Below are 18,174 nucleotides of genomic sequence, written 5' to 3' on the forward strand. Positions count from 1 at the left end.
AATTTATCAACTCCCACGTTAATCGACTTTGAGATTTGCAATCTGGATTAGGCTTGGCCCGGCCGTCTTCGGCCGCGCCTTCTCAGGCTGGACGAAGTCAAGCAACGCCACTCTTTCTTTACCAATTGCTGAAATACTGCCGACGAACGCCTTGTTCGCCTCGAGATGGATCCGCCAACCGCGGAAAATCCAAGCGGCACGACTGAGCAGTACCGAGTATCAGTTGCTAAGGGGAAACGTTCTGAACGCCGACGATCTGGAGCGGCATCCCTCGAACGAGGAGTCGCACGGCAATATCACCGGGTTCCTTGCTCGATTGCCGGGCCGCTTCGCCGGTGTCTTGGTCATCGTCGTCTGTTGGCAGCAGTCAACCAACGTGCGGGCAGACGAGTCGACAGCAGCGTTGTTGGCCTCGGGACACGCCCCGACTTTCTCCTGGGATTTTGGCGCCCGGTGGGAAGACGTCGACACGCCCGACCTATTCTCAAATGTCATCTTTCCGGGCATGCCCGGGCAACTCGAGCCCGCCGATACCGCCGGCCTCAGAACGAGCCTCTCCTTCCGGCTGCCGCTGCAGGACACGGGGATTGGTCCGTTCTTCCTCGAATGGGATGCAGCGATCTCGCGTGCAGGCGGCTCCTCCGGCAGGGTCGTGCAGCCGACGGGCAGCGGCTTCGACCTCGCCGCCGGCGAACCAGCCGGTGGGATCATCTCTCTGGCGACGGTTGGCGATATCGGGGGCGCGACCGCGGCCGGCACGATCCATTTCAAGGATAGTTCGCGCGACCCCGCCCGGATCATGGCCTTCGCCCATTCGCCGGCCGGCGACAATGCAATCACGCAATATGCCACCAGCGGTACACAAACGGGCGCCGCCTTCCTGGCTCTGGTCACCCGCGGAAATACACCGTCGGCCGCCGCTTACGCAGCCTTTGCGGATGATCGAGGTCTGTTCTTCCAAGCGCTCGGCGACCTCGACGGAACTGTCGTGAGATCGACGATCGAGCAACGGGCGCGCCATTTCGATCAGACGCTCTGGCTCGGAGCCGCCCTTGAACTTGGAAACGGCTGGACGGTCACGCCGAGGCTCGGCCCCACCTACCGGTCGACAAGGCAGGACACCACCTTTCGAACGGAAGTCGACATCGCCGAGAGCATCATGTCGGGCGCCTCAATTCCGGCAATCGGCTATCAGGAGAGGGTCAACGTCTCCGCCGACTATTACGGCGTCCTCGCCGGTTTCAGCGCAGAAACGCCCGTGACCGAAAACCTCCTGCTTCGGATCAATGTCAGCGGCGGCGCCGCGCATTACCGGGCTCGCCTCGACAATCGCGCCACGGCAATCTTCCCGGAATCCGACATCACGTTTTCTTCAAGCGAGCAAGGACGGCGCGGCGGTACTTTCCTCGCCGACGCCAGCGCCGTAATAATCCTATCGTCACGCGAAAGCTTCTCCTTGAAGTTCGAAGCCGGCACGAGTTTCCTCGCGGACACGCCGATCTACCGGTCAGGCAAGCTCGGGACAGAGAGCACGCAGAGCTACTATCTGGCTGTCGGGCTGGAACATCGGTTCTGACGAAGGGGCGTGGTGGCCAGCTGAACTGGTGGGCTCTTCGGTGATTGCAACAACGCGCCGCAGCCATCAGATCTCGCGCGTTTCGATAGCATGGCCACCGCCAATATATGCACCAGGTTGCGCAAGATTCGATCGTGCATCGTTACAATTCGCCCTGAAAAGTTACTGGACCGAATCTCCTGATCTGGCGAATATGAACCTGCAAATCAGGGAATTGATTTCAGTAGCAATTTAGATCAGAGCTCGCTGCGAAAGCGAGCTCTGATTGGAGAAGGGAACCGGTTGAGCTCGCGGCGGCTCTCGGGGAAACGTGCTGATCGGTAGCCCACGCACTCACGGGCGGGCGCGACATTGCCGCCAAAACAACTGCGCCATAGGTGGGACATTTCACCGCATTCTTGAAGGGCTCGCTTGCTGACGGCGGGCCCTTCCCTTCTTAAGGCATCGGTAAACTGCGCTTGCGACTTCCCTCAACCGTAGAGGTAGTTCGGCAACCACAGCGTCATGCCGGGCCAGGCATACATGATGATCATGCAGAGGATGACGATCAGCATGTAGGGCATCATGCCCGCGAAGATCTGCCTGAGCGTAACATGCGGCGGGGACACGCCTTTGAGATAGTAGGCGGACATGGCGACCGGCGGCGACAGGAAGGCCGCCTGGAGATTGACGAAGACGAGAACGCCCCAGACGATCGGATCAATGTCGAAGTGCCGGAGCATCGGCAGGAAGATCGGCACGAAGATGATGATGATCTCCGTCCATTCCAGCGGCCACCCCAGAATGAAGATGATCGCCTGCGACAGGATCATGAATTGCAGCGGCGTGAGATCGAGCGCAAGCACCCATTGCTCGACCAGCGCCTGACCGCCGAGGATCGCGAAGACTGCGGAGAACAGCGCCGAACCGACGAAGAGCCAGCAGACCATCGCCGTCGTTTTCGCCGTCAGGAACACCGCCTCCTTGGTTCGCTTCCAATTGAGCGTTCCTGCCTGCAAGGCGAGCAGAAACGCCCCGGCCGCCCCGACCGCAGCGGACTCCGTCGCTGTCGTGATGCCGAAGAGGATCACGGCGAGCACGACGATGGTGAGGATGGCAAGCGGCATGACCGAGGAGACCAGGAGCTTCACCACCTGCAGCCGCTCCGCGGTCATGTTGCGATAGTAGCGAACGATGAGGATCAGCGCCACCGCTGCCGCCAAGCCGAACCACAGGTAGAAGCTCGTGGCCGGTCCGTCGGCGGCGGCCGGCCCGGCATCGGCCGCAGGTGCTCCGAGTTCCTCCAGCCCCTCCGGCGCTTCGGTTTCGACCGCCTGCGGATGAATAACCACGTACCACCACACAAGCGCCAGCGTGGCCGCCGTCAACAGAAAGGGGACGAGCGCTGCAAAGGCATTCTTGACGAGCTTCCAATAGGTAAATCGCCCTTCCTCCGTCTCGATCGCCAATGCCCGCCGCGGCGAGACGAGGGCGGTGAAAAGCCCGGCCAGGATGTTGCGCGAATAGAGCGCCTCGAAACGCCTCATCCAGACCGGCACGGGGACACGTGTTTCTTCTTCCGGCAGGGCCGGCGCGATCTTCGGATTGAGCGCCGCCCAGCCAAGAACATAGGCAAGATAGAGAAGAGCCAGGAAGAAGCCGGGGAACATCGTCGCGGCATAGAGCTTGACCACCGACTGCCCGGCAACCGCCGCATAGACGATGATCATCACCGACGGCGGGATCAGGATGCCGAGCGTGCCGCCCGCGGTGATGACGCCGGAAGCGAGTTTCACGTCGTATCCGGCGCGCAGCATCGGGTTCATGGCGATCACGCCCATCAGCACGACCACCGCACCCACCAGGCCGCTGGCGATGCCCCAGAATGTGCAGATGATCAGCGTCGTCACAGCGAGCGAGGCCGGCACGCGCCGGAAGGAAAGCTGGACGCTGTAGAACATCTTGTCGACGAGGGCGCCGCGCTCCATCACGTATCCCATCAGCACAAAGAGCGGGATGCAGATCAGCACGTCGTTGGTCATCGCGCCATAGGTGCGCTGGACCATGAGATCGAAGACGCGGTTGTCGATCCAGTGTTCGGCGGGATTGTAGAAGGCGTAGAAGCCGAAGACCATTCCGAGACCCATCAGCGTGAACGCCGTCGGAAACCCCATCAGGATCACGACGACGATCAGCATCAGCATGGTCAATCCGAGAAACGGATCGCTCACGGCTCCTCCTCTCCCTTGAGGCCGCGCTGCCGCGCCGCTCTGTCGATGTCCTGCGCCCGCTCGATCGCCGCCTCGCGCGCCTCGAGGTCGACATGCTCGCTATGGGCAAGCTGCTCGGCGACCACGTCCATCTCCTCGACGTCCTCCATCCTGCGCGGCCATTCGCCGGTCCTCAGACAGGCGATGCAGCGCACGATCTCGGCGAACCCCTGCAGCATCACGAGGGCGCCGGCCACCGGAATGACCGTTTTGAAATAGTAGATCGGCGGCCCTTCCGCCGTCACGGTCGAGTGTTCGCGGATCCGCCAGGAAAGGGCGGCGTAATCGTATCCGGCATAGACGAGGGCGGCGACGCCCGGCAGAAAGAACAGGATGTAGAGCGCGAGATCCAGCGCGGCCTGCGTGCGGGGTTTCAGCGAACTGTAGATGAAGTCACCGCGCACATGGGCGTTCTGCGCCAGCGCATAGGCACCCGCCAGCATGAACAGGCTGCCGTAGAGCATGTTGCTCGCATCGAAGATCCAGGCGGTCGGCGCGTTCAGGATGTAGCGCTTGAACACCTCGACGCAGACAAGCGCCATCAGCCCGATGATCAGCCACGCGGCAGCCTTGCCGACCCACACGCTGATCTCGTCGATCCTGATCAGAAAACGCTGGACGTCCACGCGCTCCCCCAATGCCCCCTGCTCCGATCACGCGTCGCCGGCATCTGCCCCGGGGACGCGTGAAGGGTGAAAAGATCAGAGCGACTTCGCCACCCCGTCCTTTCCGAAATAATGGTCGAATGCCAGCCGCCGTCCGACGACGGTGTCCTGTTCCCATCGCGTCGCGCGCTCGGCAAAGGCGATCTGGGACTGGATGACCTCCTTGAACAGCGGGTTTTCCGCCGACTTCTTCTTCACCACCTCGTCATAAACTTCGAGCTGTCTCTTCAGGATCGCTTCCGGTGTCTTGTAGAACTTGACCTGATCGGTGGTCTGCATCGCCACATAGTCGCGCGAATAGCGGTCAATCGCTTTCCAGTGCATGTCCTGCGAAGCGGCTTCCGCCGCATTGGTGATGATCGCCTTTACCTGTTCCGGCAACTGATCGTAACGGGCCTTGTTGAACAGGACTTCGAACTGCTCGGCATTCTGGTGATAGCTCTGCAGCATGCAGATCTTCGATACGTCCGGGAAACCGAGCACCCGGTCGGACGAGGCATTGTTGAACTCCGCCGCGTCGAGCAGGCCGCGATCGAGCGCGGCGACGATCTCGCCGCCCGGCAAGGCGTTGACCGCCGCGCCGAGCCCGGTGAAGACGTCGATCGAAATGCCGACGGTACGGAATTTGAGGCCCTGGATATCTTCGGCCTTGGCGACCGGCTTCTTGAACCAGCCGAGCGGCTGCGTCGGCATCGGTCCGTAGAGGAACGAAACGACGTTGGCGCCGATCGATTCATAGAGCTTGGCGAGCAGGTCCTTGCCGCCGCCATATTTGTGCCAGGCGAGCAGCATGTTGGCGTCCATGGCAAAGCCCGGCCCGGAGCCCCAGAGCGCCAGCGCCGATTGCTTGCCGTAGTGGTAGGCGACGACGCCATGGCCGCCGTCAAGCGTCCCTTGCGATACCGCGTCGAGCAGGCCGAAGGCCGGGACGACGGCGCCTGCCGGCAGCACCTCGATCTTCAGGTCGCCGCCGGTCATGTCGTTGACCTTCTCGGCGAAATCGATTGCGAACTCGTGAAAGATATCCTTTGAGGGCCAGGTGCTTTGCCAGCGCATGTTCACCGGCCCTTGCGCCTTGACGACGCTGGGCGCCGCGACTGCCGCTGCGCCGGCCATGGCAGCGCCGCTCAGGAATTGGCGGCGCGACGTTTTCCCCCGAGTCCGGGTTCCTTGCTTCATGTCTTCCTCCCAGAGCCTGCTGCTTGTTGGGAACAGTTTTCCGCAGGCTAATCAAAGTTCTAAGAGGCTGCACGCCCACTGCGAGGCGTTGCGCCCCCGTCATTTTCGAGCTGTTTCCGAGAATACTCCCGAATGCGGCCCCACGCAAAGATTGCAGGAACAAGTCGGGAACGATGCTGTTTGATGCCCCGACAAGGAATATTGCGAAGCGGCCGCGCGTCTAACGACGAAGCGGCACATGCGTTCCGAGGACATCGCGATGAAGACCCGCCTCCCGCTCGACTTACTCATCATCATCCTCTTGGGCAGCCTCATCGCGGGCTGCACCAGCGTCTCCGCGCAGCGAACCGGCGCAATCGCCGGCAGCATCGGCTACGGCCCGAACCCGACTCTGCCGAAGCCGAGACCGACGCTGATCCCGACGATCAGGATTGCCGAGGCGAAAGGCTGGCAGAGCGGTACGATGCCGACGCGGGCGAAGGGGCTGAGGGTGAACGCCTTTGCGACCGGCCTCGACCACCCGCGCTGGCTGCATGTGCTGCCGAACGGCGATGTGCTGGTCGCCGAAAGCAACGCCCCGGAAAAGAAGAACAGCGGCTTCAGCCTGCGCAAGCTGGTCATGGGAGCCGCGATGAAGCGCGCCGGTGCCGCGACGAAAAGCGCCAATCGCATCACGCTGCTGCGCGACACGGACGGCGACGGTGTCGCCGATCTGCGCCGGCCCTTCCTCGAGGGGCTCAATTCGCCCTTCGGCATGACGCTCTCGAACGGCAGGCTTTACGTCGCCAACACCGACGCGCTGGTCGCCTTCCCTTATAGGAGCGGCCGGACGCGGATAACCGCGAGGCCGGAGAAAGTCGTCGACCTGCCCGCGGGCGATCTGAACCACCATTGGACGAAGGATGTGATTGCGAGCCCCGACGGTCGCAAGCTCTACGTCACGGTCGGCTCCAACAGCAATGTCGGGGAGAACGGCATGGCAGTGGAGAAGAACCGTGCCGCCGTCCTCGAGGTCGACCGGACGAGCCGCAGCACCCGCGTATTCGCCTCGGGGCTGCGCAACCCGAACGGGCTCTCCTGGAATCCCGAAAGCGGCGATCTCTGGGTCGCCGTCAACGAGCGGGACGAGATTGGCGACGATCTCGTCCCGGACTACATGACCTCAGTCCGCGCCGGCGGCTTTTACGGCTGGCCCTACAGCTATTTCGGCCAGAACGTCGATCAGCGGGTCAAGCCGCAGCGCCCGGACCTTGTCGCCAGGGCAATCAAGCCCGATTACGCGCTTGGTTCACATACGGCGTCGCTCGGACTGACATTCTCCAAAGGCGCCTCGCTGGGTCCGAGCTACCGCAACGGCGCTTTCGTCGGCCAGCACGGTTCCTGGAATCGGAGCGTCTACAGCGGTTACAAGGTCGTCTTCGTCCCGTTCCGCAACGGCAAGCCGAACGGTCCGCCGAGGGACGTCCTCACCGGCTTCATCGGCCGCGACAACAAGGCCATGGGTCGGCCCGTCGGCGTCGTTATCGACAGGAAGGGCGCCCTGCTCGTTGCCGACGACGTCGGCAACGTCATCTGGCGGGTGAGCCGCCGCGGGAAGTGACACCTGCTCAGAGCGTTGCGATATCACTTCACAGCCGCACCTGCGATTGCTAGGCTTTGCCAGCGGGATAAGGACTGCAGTGTTCGCCATTCCCGCCGCTCAATCGGGATCGATCGTACCCATGAGTTGGATTGGTCAAGGCCCATCACCGCAGCACATCCGGGAGGTTGCCGCATGAGGCGGCTGGCGGCGATCCTGGACGCCGACGTCGTCGGCTATAGCCGTTTGATGGGGCTCGACGAGGCCGGGACCTTCAAGGCGCTGAAGACCTGCCGCAGTTCGCTGATCCTTCCGACGATTGCCGCGCATAGAGGCCGGATCGTGAAGCAGACGGGCGACGGATTGCTGGCGGAGTTCGCGAGCGTCGTCGATGCCGTCGGCTGCGCAATGGCGATCCAGGAGATGATGCTGCAGCACAAGGAGGAGATCGACGGCCGGCGTCTGGAGCTGCGTATCGGCATTCATCTTGGCGATGTCATTGTCGAGGACGACGACATTCACGGCGATGGCGTCACCGTCGCAACGCGTCTCCAGGAAATTGCTCCGCCCGGGGGCATCTGCGTTTCGCGGCAGGTTCATGATCAGGTCGCATCTAAGCTTGACTTCCCGGCCGTCGATTGCGGCAAGCGAAAGCTCAGCGACGCACATGGTCCCATTCGCATCTGGCGGTGGCAACCGGGCGGAGCGCCCGAACAGTCCCCCGCCGCACAGCCGCCGGACGAACAGCCGGTACCAGGGCGCCAGCGCCCGTCGATCGCCGTCCTGCCCTTCGTCAATCTCTCCAGCGTCGGCGAGCAGGAGCATTTTTCCGATGGCTTCACCGAAGAGCTGATCGCCACGCTCGCCCGCTGCCGCTGGCTGAGGGTCGTCGCCCGCAACTCATCGTTCAGCTACAAGGGCAAGTCCGTCGACGTCAGGAAGGTGGCCGAGGATCTCGGCGTCAAATACGTCATCGAGGGCAGCGTTCGCCGTTCCGGCGACCGCATCCGCATAACCGCCCAATTGCTGAGCGGGGAAAGCGGCATGCTGCTCTGGGCGGAGCGCTATGACCGCACGCTCGACGACATCTTCGTGCTCCAGGACGAGATCGCCGGCCAGATCACCGGCACCATCGAGCCGGAACTCGGGATGATCGAATTCGCGGCACTGCGCGGTCATACCGCCGCTGACATGGATGCCTGGAACATCTATCTGAAGGGCCTCTGGCACCTTTACAAGTTTAACCTCGACGACCTGAAGATCGCCAAGCAGCTCTTCGAGAGGGCCGTAGAACTCGAGCCCAGTTTCGCCCAGGCCCATGCGCGGCTTGCCTATGTCCATATCCAGCTCGGCTGGTACGGTCCGCTCGACGAACGGGCCGAGCGGATCGCCGATGCCACCCGGCTCGCCGAGCGGGCGATCGCCCTCGACAGCCGCGAGCCGGCCGCGCACCTGGCGCTCGGCCGTGCGCTGGCCCTCGGAGGCCAGCCGGAGCGCGGCATCGACCATCTGCGCAATGCCCTCCGGCTCGACGCGAGCTTCGCCCAGGGCCACTTCGCGCTCGGCCAGGCGCTTTGCTATGTCGATCTCCCGGAGGAAGGCATCGCCGCGATCAGCGAGGCCTTCCGATTGAGCCCGCGCGACCCGCATCTCTGGACTTTCTATAACATGCTGGCGATCGCCCACTACCAGGCGGGCCGGCTGGCGGAATCGGCGGCCGCTGCCCGCGCCTCGCTGCGCCAGGAAAACGTCACCTTCTGGCCGGCCATGGTGCTCGCGGCTGCCCTCGGCGCCGAAGGACGGAGCCGGGAAGCGAGCGAAGCGGTCGCCGCCCTCCTCTGCCGCCGACCGGACATGACCGTCGACAAGGCGCGGGCCGAATTCTATTTCGGCAGCGTGCCGGCGATGTCGGAGGATTTCATCGAGCGTTTTGTCGAAGAACTGCGGCGGGCGGGCTTACCGGCTTAGCTTCGCGCAGCCACGCCCCTCATCCGGCCTGCCGGCACCTTCTCCCCGCAAGCGGGGCGAAGGAGACTCGCGGCACCGTTCACGTCCCTCTCCCCGCATGCGGGGAGGGCTAGTCCTTCGGGTTAAACCCCAGGTGAGGGGCGATCCCCTAACCAACTACTGCAGCGTGCGAATCGGTGCGGCCGCCGCCTGGCCGTTCATCGCCTCTGGCGCCGCTGCATCGGCGCTGCGGGCGGCACTGTCGAGGCCGGTGGCGACGACCGAGACGCGGAAGGTGCCGTCGAGGCTGCGGTCGAAGATCGCGCCTACGACGATGTCGGCCTCGTCATAGACCTCCTCGCGGATGCGGGTCGCCGCCTCGTCCACCTCGAAAAGCGTCATGTCCATGCCGCCGGAGATCGACACCAGCACGCCCTTGGCGCCGCGCATCGAGACCTCGTCGAGCAGCGGATTGGCGATCGCCGCCTCCGCCGCCATCATCGCCCTGCCCTCGCCGGCCGCCTCGCCGGTGCCCATCATCGCCCGGCCCATGCCCTTCATCACCGTCTTCACGTCGGCAAAGTCGAGATTCATCAGGCCTTCCTTGACGATGAGGTCGGTAATGCAGCTGACGCCGGAATAGAGCACCCGGTCGGCGATCATGAAGGCGTCGGCAAAGGTAGTCTTGGCATCGGCGATGCGGAAGAGGTTCTGGTTGGGGATGACGATCACCGTGTCGGCGCTCTCGCGCAGCCGCTCGATTCCAAATTCCGCCGTCTGCATGCGCCGCTTGCCTTCGAAGCTGAAGGGCTTGGTGACGACCGCGACCGTCAGGATGCCGGCGCGCCGCGCCGCCTCGGCGATCACCGGCGCTGCGCCGGTGCCGGTGCCGCCGCCCATGCCGGCGGTGACGAAGCACATATGCGTGCCGCCGAGATGGTCCATGATCTCGTCGATCGATTCCTGCGCCGCCGCATTGCCGATATCCGGCAGCGAGCCGGCGCCAAGGCCCTCGGTAATGGCCGCGCCGAGCTGGATCCGCCGCGCCGCCTTCGACATCGCAAGCGCCTGCGCATCCGTATTGGCGGCAATGAAGTCGACGCCCTGCAGGTCTTCGGCGATCATGTTGTTGATCGCGTTGCCGCCGCCGCCACCGACGCCGATGACAGTGATTTTCGGGCGCATCTCCGTGATGATCGGCTTCTTGTACTCTGTCATGGCTCTTCTCCTTGGGCAGTTCCCCGGCCGTCGAAAGCTGCCCGTGCCCGGGAAACGCGATCGAATGCGGTGCGGCGCGAATCACGCGTCTTCATTCTAGGAATTCAAAAAGGCCAGGGAGAAGGCAAGAGGGGCGAAATCAAGGCGAGTCCACAGTTACGTGTAACTCGGGCGAACCATTATCCAGAGTGACAGCAGAAGTTGTAGCTCCCTTCCCTCGGCTGCGGCAAACCTGCCGATCGAATCTTCCAGGGAACAGGAAACTTTCCCGGACGTTGAGGATGACGTTCCGATCAGCGCAGGAGTGTCTGCAATGGGTGTCGAACAAGCCCCGACGGCAAAGGGCAAGAAAGCCGCAAGCGGCCTGCACAAGAGCGCCGCGAAAGAAGAGAAGAAGGTGGAAGCGCAAAAGGGATCCGATCTCGCCAAGGGCGCCGATCGCTTCGAAGAGCGTTCCAAAAGCTCCGACGGCAAAAGTGCCGGGACGAAGCAGAAGCCGAAACGGTAGAGCGCCGTCGCCGCCTCAGTCCTTCCCCGACGCCGGTGCGGTGTAGCGCCGGCGCACGGCCTCCGCGAGCCTCTTCCGGCTCTCGGCAGGTGAGAGGGAACGGTCCTCTTCGATACCGGCCGCCTCCTGCGCCAAATCGGCATCGCCGATGCGCTCGCCGAACCATTTCGAGTAGTCGCCGGCCCTCAGATGATGTTCCCAGGTCTCGTCGTCGATCCCTTCGGCAATCTGCAGGAAGATGATCAGATTGTGGGCGCGCAGGTTCATCTTGTTCTCAGGACCGCGGAAATAGAAGCTCGCGTCCTCGCCGAGATGTCCCTCGGCATATTTGCGGGTGTGCCGCTTGCGCACCTGCTTCGGCTTTTCGGCCCGGATACGCTGCACCGGCGCGCCGGTCGCGCGTCGCCAGAAAAGCACCTCGTCCTCTTGATGGAGTTGATCGAGGCCGGCGGGCGGCGCCTCGCCGACGGCCGTGCAGAAGGTCTCGATCACTTCGCGGGCGCTCGGGCCGAGGGCGACCACTGCCGTCACCGCCGAAAGCGCCCTTGGCGAGACCGCGTCCGGATGCACGGTGATCATGATCGTTCCAGAGATGTCGTCCGAGAGCGCCAGCGACGCACTGTCGCGGGCCGCCGGCATCAGATGATGAGCCTCGTCGATGATCAGCCAATGCGGCCTGCCCGTCCGGGCGCGAAGCGCCGACAGGCCCGGCATCAGCTTGGCGAAGAAGGAAGGGCGCTCCTTGAGCTCGAAGCCGAGCGCGCTCACGACCACATTGTCGTCTGGGTTGGCGAGGATTTCGAGCACCTGGCTCTCGGTCGGCGTGGTCGAACCGTTGCCCACGCTGACGGCGCCCTCGAGGTCCTCATAGTCGCCTTCCGGATCGAACACGCAGAACTGGAAGCGCCGCTCGCGCATACCCTCGGAAAGCGCCGTTGCCAGCGTCGACTTGCCGATGCCGGAACTTCCGGCGATCAGCAGCACGTCGAGCGGCCCGATGTCGACCGGACCGTCGTCGCCCTCGCCGAGCGGCACCTGGTGGCGCTGATTGGTGCAGAAGGCATAGTCGCGCTCGACGATCTCGGCGATCAACTCCTCGACGCCCTCGCCGCGGGCGCCTTCGAGCGCAAGATCGGCAGTCTCCTTCAGCGCCGGCAGAGCATTCGAAACCGCCGCGCCGCAGCCGCACATCCTCAAGAGCGCGTGGTCGTTCTCCGCATCGCCGACGGCCACGACATTCAGGAATGAAAGCTGCATCTCCTTCAGCGCCGCCTTCAGGCCCGTCGCCTTGTTGACGCCGGTCGGAAGGATCATCACCGCGCCCTTATTGAAGATGATCTCGAGCTCGAGGCCGAGCTCATTGATGGCTTCGAGCGCGGCGGTCTGATGCGGCTCCCAGGTGGCGACGATCGAGCGCCCCACCGAGATATTGTCGACGCCCTTCTGCCGCAGCCGTTCGACGAATTCCGGCGGCGGCGCCGGTGCGATCGGCTTTTCCTCTTCGGTCTCGGGCGTGTAGAGCAAGGCGCCGTTCTCGACGACCACCTTGTCGAACAGATCCATGTTGGGAAAGACCCGCTTCAGGTCCGGCAACTCGCGCCCGGTGACGAGCAGCAGCTTGCGGCCCGTCTCTTTCAGCCGCTTGAGCGCTTCCAGCGTTTCCGGCCGAACCATGCCATCCTCGGCCAATGTGCCATCATAGTCCGTCGCAAGGGCCATGAAATACATGCGCGCCGCCTCTCTTGCCGTGTGCCTCGCCGATTGCCGTCCCGACAGGGAACGTGCGGGCACGGCGCTGGTTCCCGCGGCGCGCGGCACGAGGTCTGCGATGTCACCCGCGGCGGAGCGTAGTCCGGCCTCAAGCATTCCAGCTCGGCCGGCTCCTCACCCGCTCGTTCCAGCGCTGCACGTTCTTGAGCTCTGGAGGTATCTCCATGCCGAAGACGTCCGCAAGCCAGCCGCAGACGCCGGCGGTGATATCGGCGACCGAGAACGCCTCGCCGGCGAGGAACGGCCGGCCATCCGCAAGCTCGCGGTCGAGCCAGGCCCATTTCTTCGGCACGGCCCGCCGCTCGGTTTCCGCGAAGGCCGGAAACTGGGTGAGGCGATCCTTGAACAAGGCATCGGAATGGAGGGCCACATTGCCGATGGTGGCGAAAATCACCAATTCCGCCCGCCGATTCCACATCTCCACCTTGGCGCGGCTGACGGCATCCGATCCGAAGAGCGGCGGCTCCGGGTGGACTTCCTCGAAATAGCGGCAGATCGCGACGCTTTCGGTGATGATCGTGCCATCGTCGAGCTCAAGCACCGGGATCTGCCCAAGCGAATTGAGTGTCAGGAATTCCGGCGCCCTGTGCTCGCCCTTGGCAAAGTCGATCTCCACCATTGGGACCTCGATGCGCTTCTCCTTGAGGAAGATGCGCACCCGATAGGAGTTCGGCCCTATGCCCTGATAGAGTTTCATCGTCGTCTCCCTGGTATGGTCAAGGAGGTAGTATGACGCACTTGATTGCATGTTGCAACCAGTCATCTTCTTGATCCGGTTCTTGGAGCGCATCCAACATCGTGGGCTGATTTCATCAACGCCGGCCGCGACCTCCGTCATGCCGGTCAAGTTTCGGTGGCCCACCCACCCTTTCGTCATCCTCGGGCTTGACCCGAGGGTCCAAGCGCAAAGCCGTTCAAAACGCTTCGAAAAACTCGCTTATTGATGGATCCTCGGGTCAAGCCCGAGGATGACGAGTAGCGGACGGAGGCCGTGCGTCCCGAAACGTCGTCGGTTAGCGGAACGCATCCCGCCCCAGCCGCGCCAACGCGTCGCAAGGCCGCCGCACCACCCGCCCTCATTCCTGTGCTCGTCACAGGAATCCAGCAGCGCCGCGTCTGCGGCGCGAGAAACTCTTAGTGCTTGTGAAACGATGACTACATACTGGGAGCCACAGGCAGAGCGGCGACACTTTGTTTCGCGGCAATCGCGATGTCATTCACGGCGCCGACGCGCCCTGGCTGGATCCCTGTGACGAGCCCAGGGATGAGGGTATTCGAGGCAGCCGATGCGCGGCAAAGCCGCGGCGGTATCCGACCCCAACTCAAAGCCGCCAGCCACTGCCGATGACAAAGGCCGCGAGCGTACCCTCCGCAATCGCCGCGCTGCTGAAGGCCTTCAGCCGCTGGCCGTCGGGAAGCGCCAAATCGAGGGCGAAGCGCTCGCCTTCGAAGACGGACGAAAGCACCCGCATCAGCACGCCGTCGGTGCCGGGTGGACATGCTCCGGCCGTACCAGCACGTCGGCAAGCGGCCCGTCCGCGACGCCATCCCGCGACCCGAGCGCCGCCCGCAGCACCGGCCAGCCGAGCTGCCTTTCGCCGTTTTCCGCCATCGGCAGCCGCAGGATGCTGCCGCGGCCGATCAGCCCGCCGACCACCCGGCCCTCCGGCCGGGCATAGATCTCTGCCGGCGGCGCCACCTGCAAAAGCCGGCCTTCCGACATCACCGCGACGTCGGTCGCGAGCGCCATCGCCTCAGCCTGGTCGTGGGTGACATAGACCATGGTGGCGCCGGAGCGCTCGTGAAAGGTGCGGAAGGTCTCCTCCATCGCCTTCCTCAGATGCTGGTCGAGATTGGCGAGCGGCTCGTCGAGCAGCACGACGTCCGGCTGGGTGACGAGGCAGCGGGCGAGCGCCACCCGCTGGCGCTGGCCGCCGGAAAGTGCTGCCGGCCGCCGCTCGGCAAGCTCGGTGAGTTTCACCAGCGACAGCGCCTCGCCGACCCGCTTCTGCCATTGAACCCCGGAAATGCCGCGCACCTTCAAGGGATAGCCGACATTCTGCGCGACCGTCATATGGGGCCAGAGGGCATAGGACTGGAACACCATCGCCATGTTGCGCTTTTCCGGCGGCAGCGCGCCCCCGGCGTCCGAAAGCCGCCGCTCGCCATAGGAGATCGAGCCGTCGCTCGGCTGCTCGAAGCCGGCGATCATCCGCAGCACCGTCGTCTTGCCGCAGCCCGACGGACCGAGGAGCGCCAGGAAGGCCTGCCGGCGCAGCGTCAGCGAGACATCGGCAACCGCCGGCCTGTCATTCCCAGGAGACTTGCCGCTGCCGAAATCCTTGCTCAAGTGGTTGAGGATCAGTTGCGCCACGGCAGCACGCCCTCCGGCAGGTATTTTGCGAAAAACTCGAGCGCCGCCATCAGCGCGATTACCAAGAGCACGATGAGCACCGAGAGCGCCGAGGCGAGGTCGGAGGAGCCGCTGTCGTCGAGATTGAAGATCGCGACGCCGAGCGTCTGCGTGCCCGCCGACCAGAGCAGCGCCGAAACGGTGAGCTCGTTCGCCGCGATCAGGAAGACGAGGATCACCGAGGCGCCGGCGGCCGGGGCGATCAGCGGCAGCAGCACGTCGCGCATGCGGCGGAAGAAGCCGGCGCCTGCAAGCCGTGCCGCCTCCTCAAGCGCCGGGTCCATCTGCGCAAACGCGCTCATGACCGGCTTCAGGCTGACGGCGAGGAAGGAGGAGAAATAGGCGGCGAGAATGATCCAGATCGTGCCGTAGAGCGAGACGCCGACGACCGGCAGCGGGGCGGCGAAGGTAAGGATGAAGGCGACGGCAAGCACGATGCCGGGCAGCGCGTAAGGGATCTCGATCAGGATGGCGACGAGATTGGCGAGCGCCCCCTTCCGCCGCGTCAAGAGATAGGCGGCCGGGACGGTGACGAGGAGTAGCCCGAGGGCGGCGGCAGAGGCGAGGAACAGCGAATTCTTGAGCGCCGTCAGCGTGATCGACTGGCGGAAGAGGATTTCCGCATAGGCGCTGAGCGACATGGTGTTGAAACTGAGCGGCACGCCATAGGCCGGCACCAGCGAACTTGCGACGAGCGCCAGCAGCGGCGCGACCAGCACCAGCGCCAGCACAATGAGGAGCAGCGCCTCGACAGCGATGCGGAAGCGCCCCAGCGAAAAGGCGGCGCGGGCGCCGGAATGGCCGATCAGGCGATAGTCGCGGCCGGCGAGCGCCCGCTGCTGTACGAGAAGCCCGGCGGCGGAGATCGCCGCGATTAAGGTCGAGATCAGCGCGATCTCGCCGAAGGTGGCGGCGCCGAAACTCGCCAAGCGGCTGAAGATCAGCGTCGGCAAGGTCTCGATCCCGGCAGGTATGCCGAGGATCGCCGGAATGCCGAAATTGCCGATGCCGGAGACGAAGGCGATCGCACCGCCGGCGATCAGCCCTGGAGCGCTGAGCGGCACCACGATATCGCGAAACACCCGGAACGGCCCGGCACCTGAAAGGCGCGCTGCCTCGATGCCGTCGCGCGGGCTCGCCGCAAGCCCGGCCTTCAGCGCCAGGAAGACGAGCGGCGCATGCTGAACACCCAAGAGCAGCGCGATGCCGGAAAGCGAATAGAGCGGCTGCGGGCTGCCGAGCGGCGGCGCCAGCCCGAGCGTCTTCAGGAGCGGGCTCGCCGGCCCCGACATCTCCACCCAGGCGAGCGCCGTCACCTGCGGCGGGATCATCATCGGCAGCATGAAAGCGAAGCTTAACGCCAGCTTGCCGCGAATGTCGGTGAGCGCCAGCGCGAAGGCGAAGAGCGAACCGAAGAGGAGCGAGACGACCATGCCGCCGGCGGCGGTGAGAAGCGTGTTGCGGAGTGCCGCAAAGGTCGCCGCCTCGAAGACCAGCCGCGCCGCCTCGCCGTCGACAAGTCCGCTCACCCCCGCCCCGGCCAGGCGGGCGAGCGGCAGCACGGAAAGCAAGAGCACCGCACCAAGTATGAAAGGCAGCAGCCAGGCCGGCTCGCCAGACGGCGCCCGCCGCTTTCGCGGGCGGAAGCCGAGCCCTTCCCGGCCGCGCGGCGGCCTCGCCTTGAGGATGCCGTCTTCCGTGGCGTGAGGCACCGGGGGCAGTTCGACGCCGCGCAAGGTCCGCGTCAGAGCGGCCGGCAGTTTGCCGGACGTCATCTGGGGAGGCCGGCTTTCCGCCGCCTCCTCGCCGCCAAAGAGAAACCGCAACCGGCCGAAGCGCCGCGCCTTCGACAGAAGACGCGACGGATCCGGCATGTTGGACCCGGAGCCTCTTTCCGCGTCCGGCGCTTCGGCCGGAGCGCGCGCGCTCCGGCCGCGGGCGGTCTCGTCCGCTCGCGTCATCGGGCAATCAGTTCGTCCCGAAAATGCCGGAGAAGGTTTTGAGGTCCGCTTCGGAATTCTTGACCGCCGCGGCGGCATCGAGCGGCAGCACCTTGATCGTCTCGCGGGCCGGATAGCCTTCCGGCAGCGCCACGCCGTTGCGGGCGGGGATATAGCCCATCTTCGCCGCCACCTTCTGACCTTCCTCGGAAAGCAGGAAGTCGACGAATTTCTTCGCGGCTTCGACGTTTTTCGCGGTCTTCAAAATACCGACCGGCTCGGTGACGGCGGAAACGCCCTCGGCCGGGAAGACGAATTCCACCGGCGCCCCCTTGGCCTTCTCGCGGATCGCCATGAAATCGACGAGCATGCCATAGGCCTTCTCGCCCGTCGCGACCGCCTTCAACACGCCGCCATTGCCGCCGGCGGCCGTCGCGCCGTTTTCGGCCAGCGCCTTGTAATAGTCCCAGCCGAGGCCGGGAATGGCGGCGAGCGTCTCGGCATGGATCAGCGCCGCGCCAGAGGTGAGCGGGCTCGGCATGGTGACGAGGCCCTTGGCTTCAGGCTTTGCGAGGTCCTGCCAACCTTCCGGCTTCATCCCGGCCGAGCTGTTGTAGACGATGCCGGTGGTGATCATCTTGGTCGAATAATAGGCGCCGTCCGCATCATAGAGCGCCGCATTGTAGCCCGCCGCCTCCGGCGACTTATGCGGCAGCAGATGCCCGCCCTCCTTCAGCCGCTGCATCGTCACCGTATCGGCGATCAAAAGCACGTCCGCCACCGGATTGCCCGCCTCGATCTCGGCCATCAGCTTGGCCATGATCTTCGTCGTCCCCTCACGCACCCACTCGACCTCGACGCCGGGATTTACCGCCTTGAACGCATCCACCGTCGCCTGCGCATCCTCGTTCGGCTGGCTGGTGTAGAGGATAAGGTTTTCGGCATAGGCCGCGGTAGAAAAAAGGCCGGCAAGAAGCGTGGCGGCAACGGCGGAGACAAGCGTTTTCATAGGGAATTGCCCTCGGTGGGAGAAAGATGGCGCCGAGGGATAGAGCGAGTGTTTTACAGGGGTGTGACAGGGGAGTGGGTAGACGAGCGTGGGTCAGCTTTGCGCCACAAGCGGACGAAGC

Annotated in this window: 12 protein-coding genes and 1 pseudogene; 4 read left to right on the forward strand and 9 right to left on the reverse strand. The window is 64.4% G+C overall.

Annotated features, from left to right (window positions below; genetic code table 11):
- Positions 1-223 precede the first annotated feature (223 nt).
- On the forward strand, positions 224-1,576 hold the full coding sequence (locus tag SS05631_RS09865; protein ID WP_244412278.1) for a hypothetical protein: 1,353 nt from the start codon (positions 224-226) through the stop codon (positions 1,574-1,576).
- Between the two features lie 470 nt (positions 1,577-2,046).
- On the opposite strand, the gene SS05631_RS09870 is transcribed toward SS05631_RS09865, so the two are convergent.
- From SS05631_RS09870 to SS05631_RS09880, 3 genes are all read right to left on the reverse strand, one after another.
- Positions 2,047-3,786, reverse strand: coding sequence for a TRAP transporter large permease subunit (locus SS05631_RS09870; protein WP_037423404.1), 1,740 nt, complete (start codon positions 3,784-3,786; stop codon positions 2,047-2,049).
- On the reverse strand, positions 3,783-4,451 hold the full coding sequence (locus tag SS05631_RS09875) for a TRAP transporter small permease subunit (protein ID WP_050988330.1): 669 nt from the start codon (positions 4,449-4,451) through the stop codon (positions 3,783-3,785). Before SS05631_RS09875 ends, SS05631_RS09870 begins: the two co-directional genes overlap by 4 nt.
- A 75-nt stretch (positions 4,452-4,526) precedes the next feature.
- Positions 4,527-5,669: a TRAP transporter substrate-binding protein gene (locus SS05631_RS09880; protein ID WP_037423400.1), complete on the reverse strand. Its 1,143-nt coding sequence runs from the start codon at positions 5,667-5,669 to the stop codon at positions 4,527-4,529.
- A gap of 259 nt (positions 5,670-5,928) precedes the next feature.
- Between SS05631_RS09880 and SS05631_RS09885 the strand changes: the two genes are divergently transcribed.
- Together SS05631_RS09885 and SS05631_RS09890 are read left to right on the forward strand one after the other, a co-directional pair.
- Positions 5,929-7,269, forward strand: coding sequence for a sorbosone dehydrogenase family protein (locus SS05631_RS09885; protein ID WP_095678044.1), 1,341 nt, complete (start codon positions 5,929-5,931; stop codon positions 7,267-7,269).
- Positions 7,270-7,443: 174 nt separating this feature from the next.
- Positions 7,444-9,216, forward strand: a complete 1,773-nt coding sequence (locus SS05631_RS09890) for a tetratricopeptide repeat protein (protein ID WP_037423386.1) — start codon at positions 7,444-7,446, stop codon at positions 9,214-9,216.
- 156 nt (positions 9,217-9,372) lie between these two features.
- On the opposite strand, the gene ftsZ is transcribed toward SS05631_RS09890, so the two are convergent.
- Complete coding sequence (gene ftsZ, locus SS05631_RS09895; protein ID WP_037423384.1) at positions 9,373-10,413, reverse strand: cell division protein FtsZ; 1,041 nt, start codon at positions 10,411-10,413, stop codon at positions 9,373-9,375.
- Positions 10,414-10,726: 313 nt separating this feature from the next.
- Between ftsZ and SS05631_RS09905 the strand changes: the two genes are divergently transcribed.
- Positions 10,727-10,921, forward strand: a complete 195-nt coding sequence (locus SS05631_RS09905) for a hypothetical protein (protein WP_037386619.1) — start codon at positions 10,727-10,729, stop codon at positions 10,919-10,921.
- A 15-nt stretch (positions 10,922-10,936) separates the two neighbouring features.
- Here the strand turns inward: SS05631_RS09905 and SS05631_RS09910 are convergent, their stop codons facing one another.
- The 5 genes and pseudogenes from SS05631_RS09910 to SS05631_RS09935 form a co-directional block, all read right to left on the reverse strand.
- Positions 10,937-12,649, reverse strand: a complete 1,713-nt coding sequence (locus tag SS05631_RS09910) for an HAD-IIB family hydrolase (protein WP_037423394.1) — start codon at positions 12,647-12,649, stop codon at positions 10,937-10,939.
- Positions 12,650-12,779: 130 nt separating this feature from the next.
- Positions 12,780-13,388, reverse strand: coding sequence for a glutathione S-transferase family protein (locus SS05631_RS09915; protein ID WP_037423381.1), 609 nt, complete (start codon positions 13,386-13,388; stop codon positions 12,780-12,782).
- Positions 13,389-14,013: 625 nt separating this feature from the next.
- A pseudogene (locus tag SS05631_RS09925) lies at positions 14,014-15,065 on the reverse strand (ABC transporter ATP-binding protein).
- Positions 15,053-16,978, reverse strand: coding sequence for an iron ABC transporter permease (locus SS05631_RS09930; protein ID WP_244412271.1), 1,926 nt, complete (start codon positions 16,976-16,978; stop codon positions 15,053-15,055). Before SS05631_RS09930 ends, SS05631_RS09925 begins: the two are co-directional and overlap by 13 nt.
- 94 nt (positions 16,979-17,072) lie before the next feature.
- A complete protein-coding gene (locus SS05631_RS09935) occupies positions 17,073-18,053 on the reverse strand; it encodes an ABC transporter substrate-binding protein (RefSeq protein WP_095677967.1) in 981 nt (326 codons plus the stop codon).
- Positions 18,054-18,174 lie beyond the last annotated feature (121 nt).

The organism is Sinorhizobium sp. CCBAU 05631, assembly GCF_002288505.1.
Taxonomy (GTDB): domain Bacteria; phylum Pseudomonadota; class Alphaproteobacteria; order Rhizobiales; family Rhizobiaceae; genus Sinorhizobium; species Sinorhizobium fredii_C.

Excerpts from the sequence above, each read along its gene's own strand:
- SS05631_RS09880 (WP_037423400.1), bottom strand. The coding sequence starts at position 5,669 with ATGAAGCAAGGAACCCGGACTCGGGGGAAAACGTCGCGCCGCCAATTC.
- SS05631_RS09885 (WP_095678044.1), top strand. The coding sequence starts at position 5,929 with ATGAAGACCCGCCTCCCGCTCGACTTACTCATCATCATCCTCTTGGGC.
- SS05631_RS09890 (WP_037423386.1), top strand. The coding sequence starts at position 7,444 with ATGAGGCGGCTGGCGGCGATCCTGGACGCCGACGTCGTCGGCTATAGC.
- ftsZ (WP_037423384.1), bottom strand. The coding sequence starts at position 10,413 with ATGACAGAGTACAAGAAGCCGATCATCACGGAGATGCGCCCGAAAATC.
- SS05631_RS09905 (WP_037386619.1), top strand. The coding sequence starts at position 10,727 with ATGGGTGTCGAACAAGCCCCGACGGCAAAGGGCAAGAAAGCCGCAAGC.
- SS05631_RS09910 (WP_037423394.1), bottom strand. The coding sequence starts at position 12,649 with ATGTATTTCATGGCCCTTGCGACGGACTATGATGGCACATTGGCCGAG.
- SS05631_RS09915 (WP_037423381.1), bottom strand. The coding sequence starts at position 13,388 with ATGAAACTCTATCAGGGCATAGGGCCGAACTCCTATCGGGTGCGCATC.
- SS05631_RS09930 (WP_244412271.1), bottom strand. The coding sequence starts at position 16,978 with ATGCCGGATCCGTCGCGTCTTCTGTCGAAGGCGCGGCGCTTCGGCCGG.
- SS05631_RS09935 (WP_095677967.1), bottom strand. The coding sequence starts at position 18,053 with ATGAAAACGCTTGTCTCCGCCGTTGCCGCCACGCTTCTTGCCGGCCTT.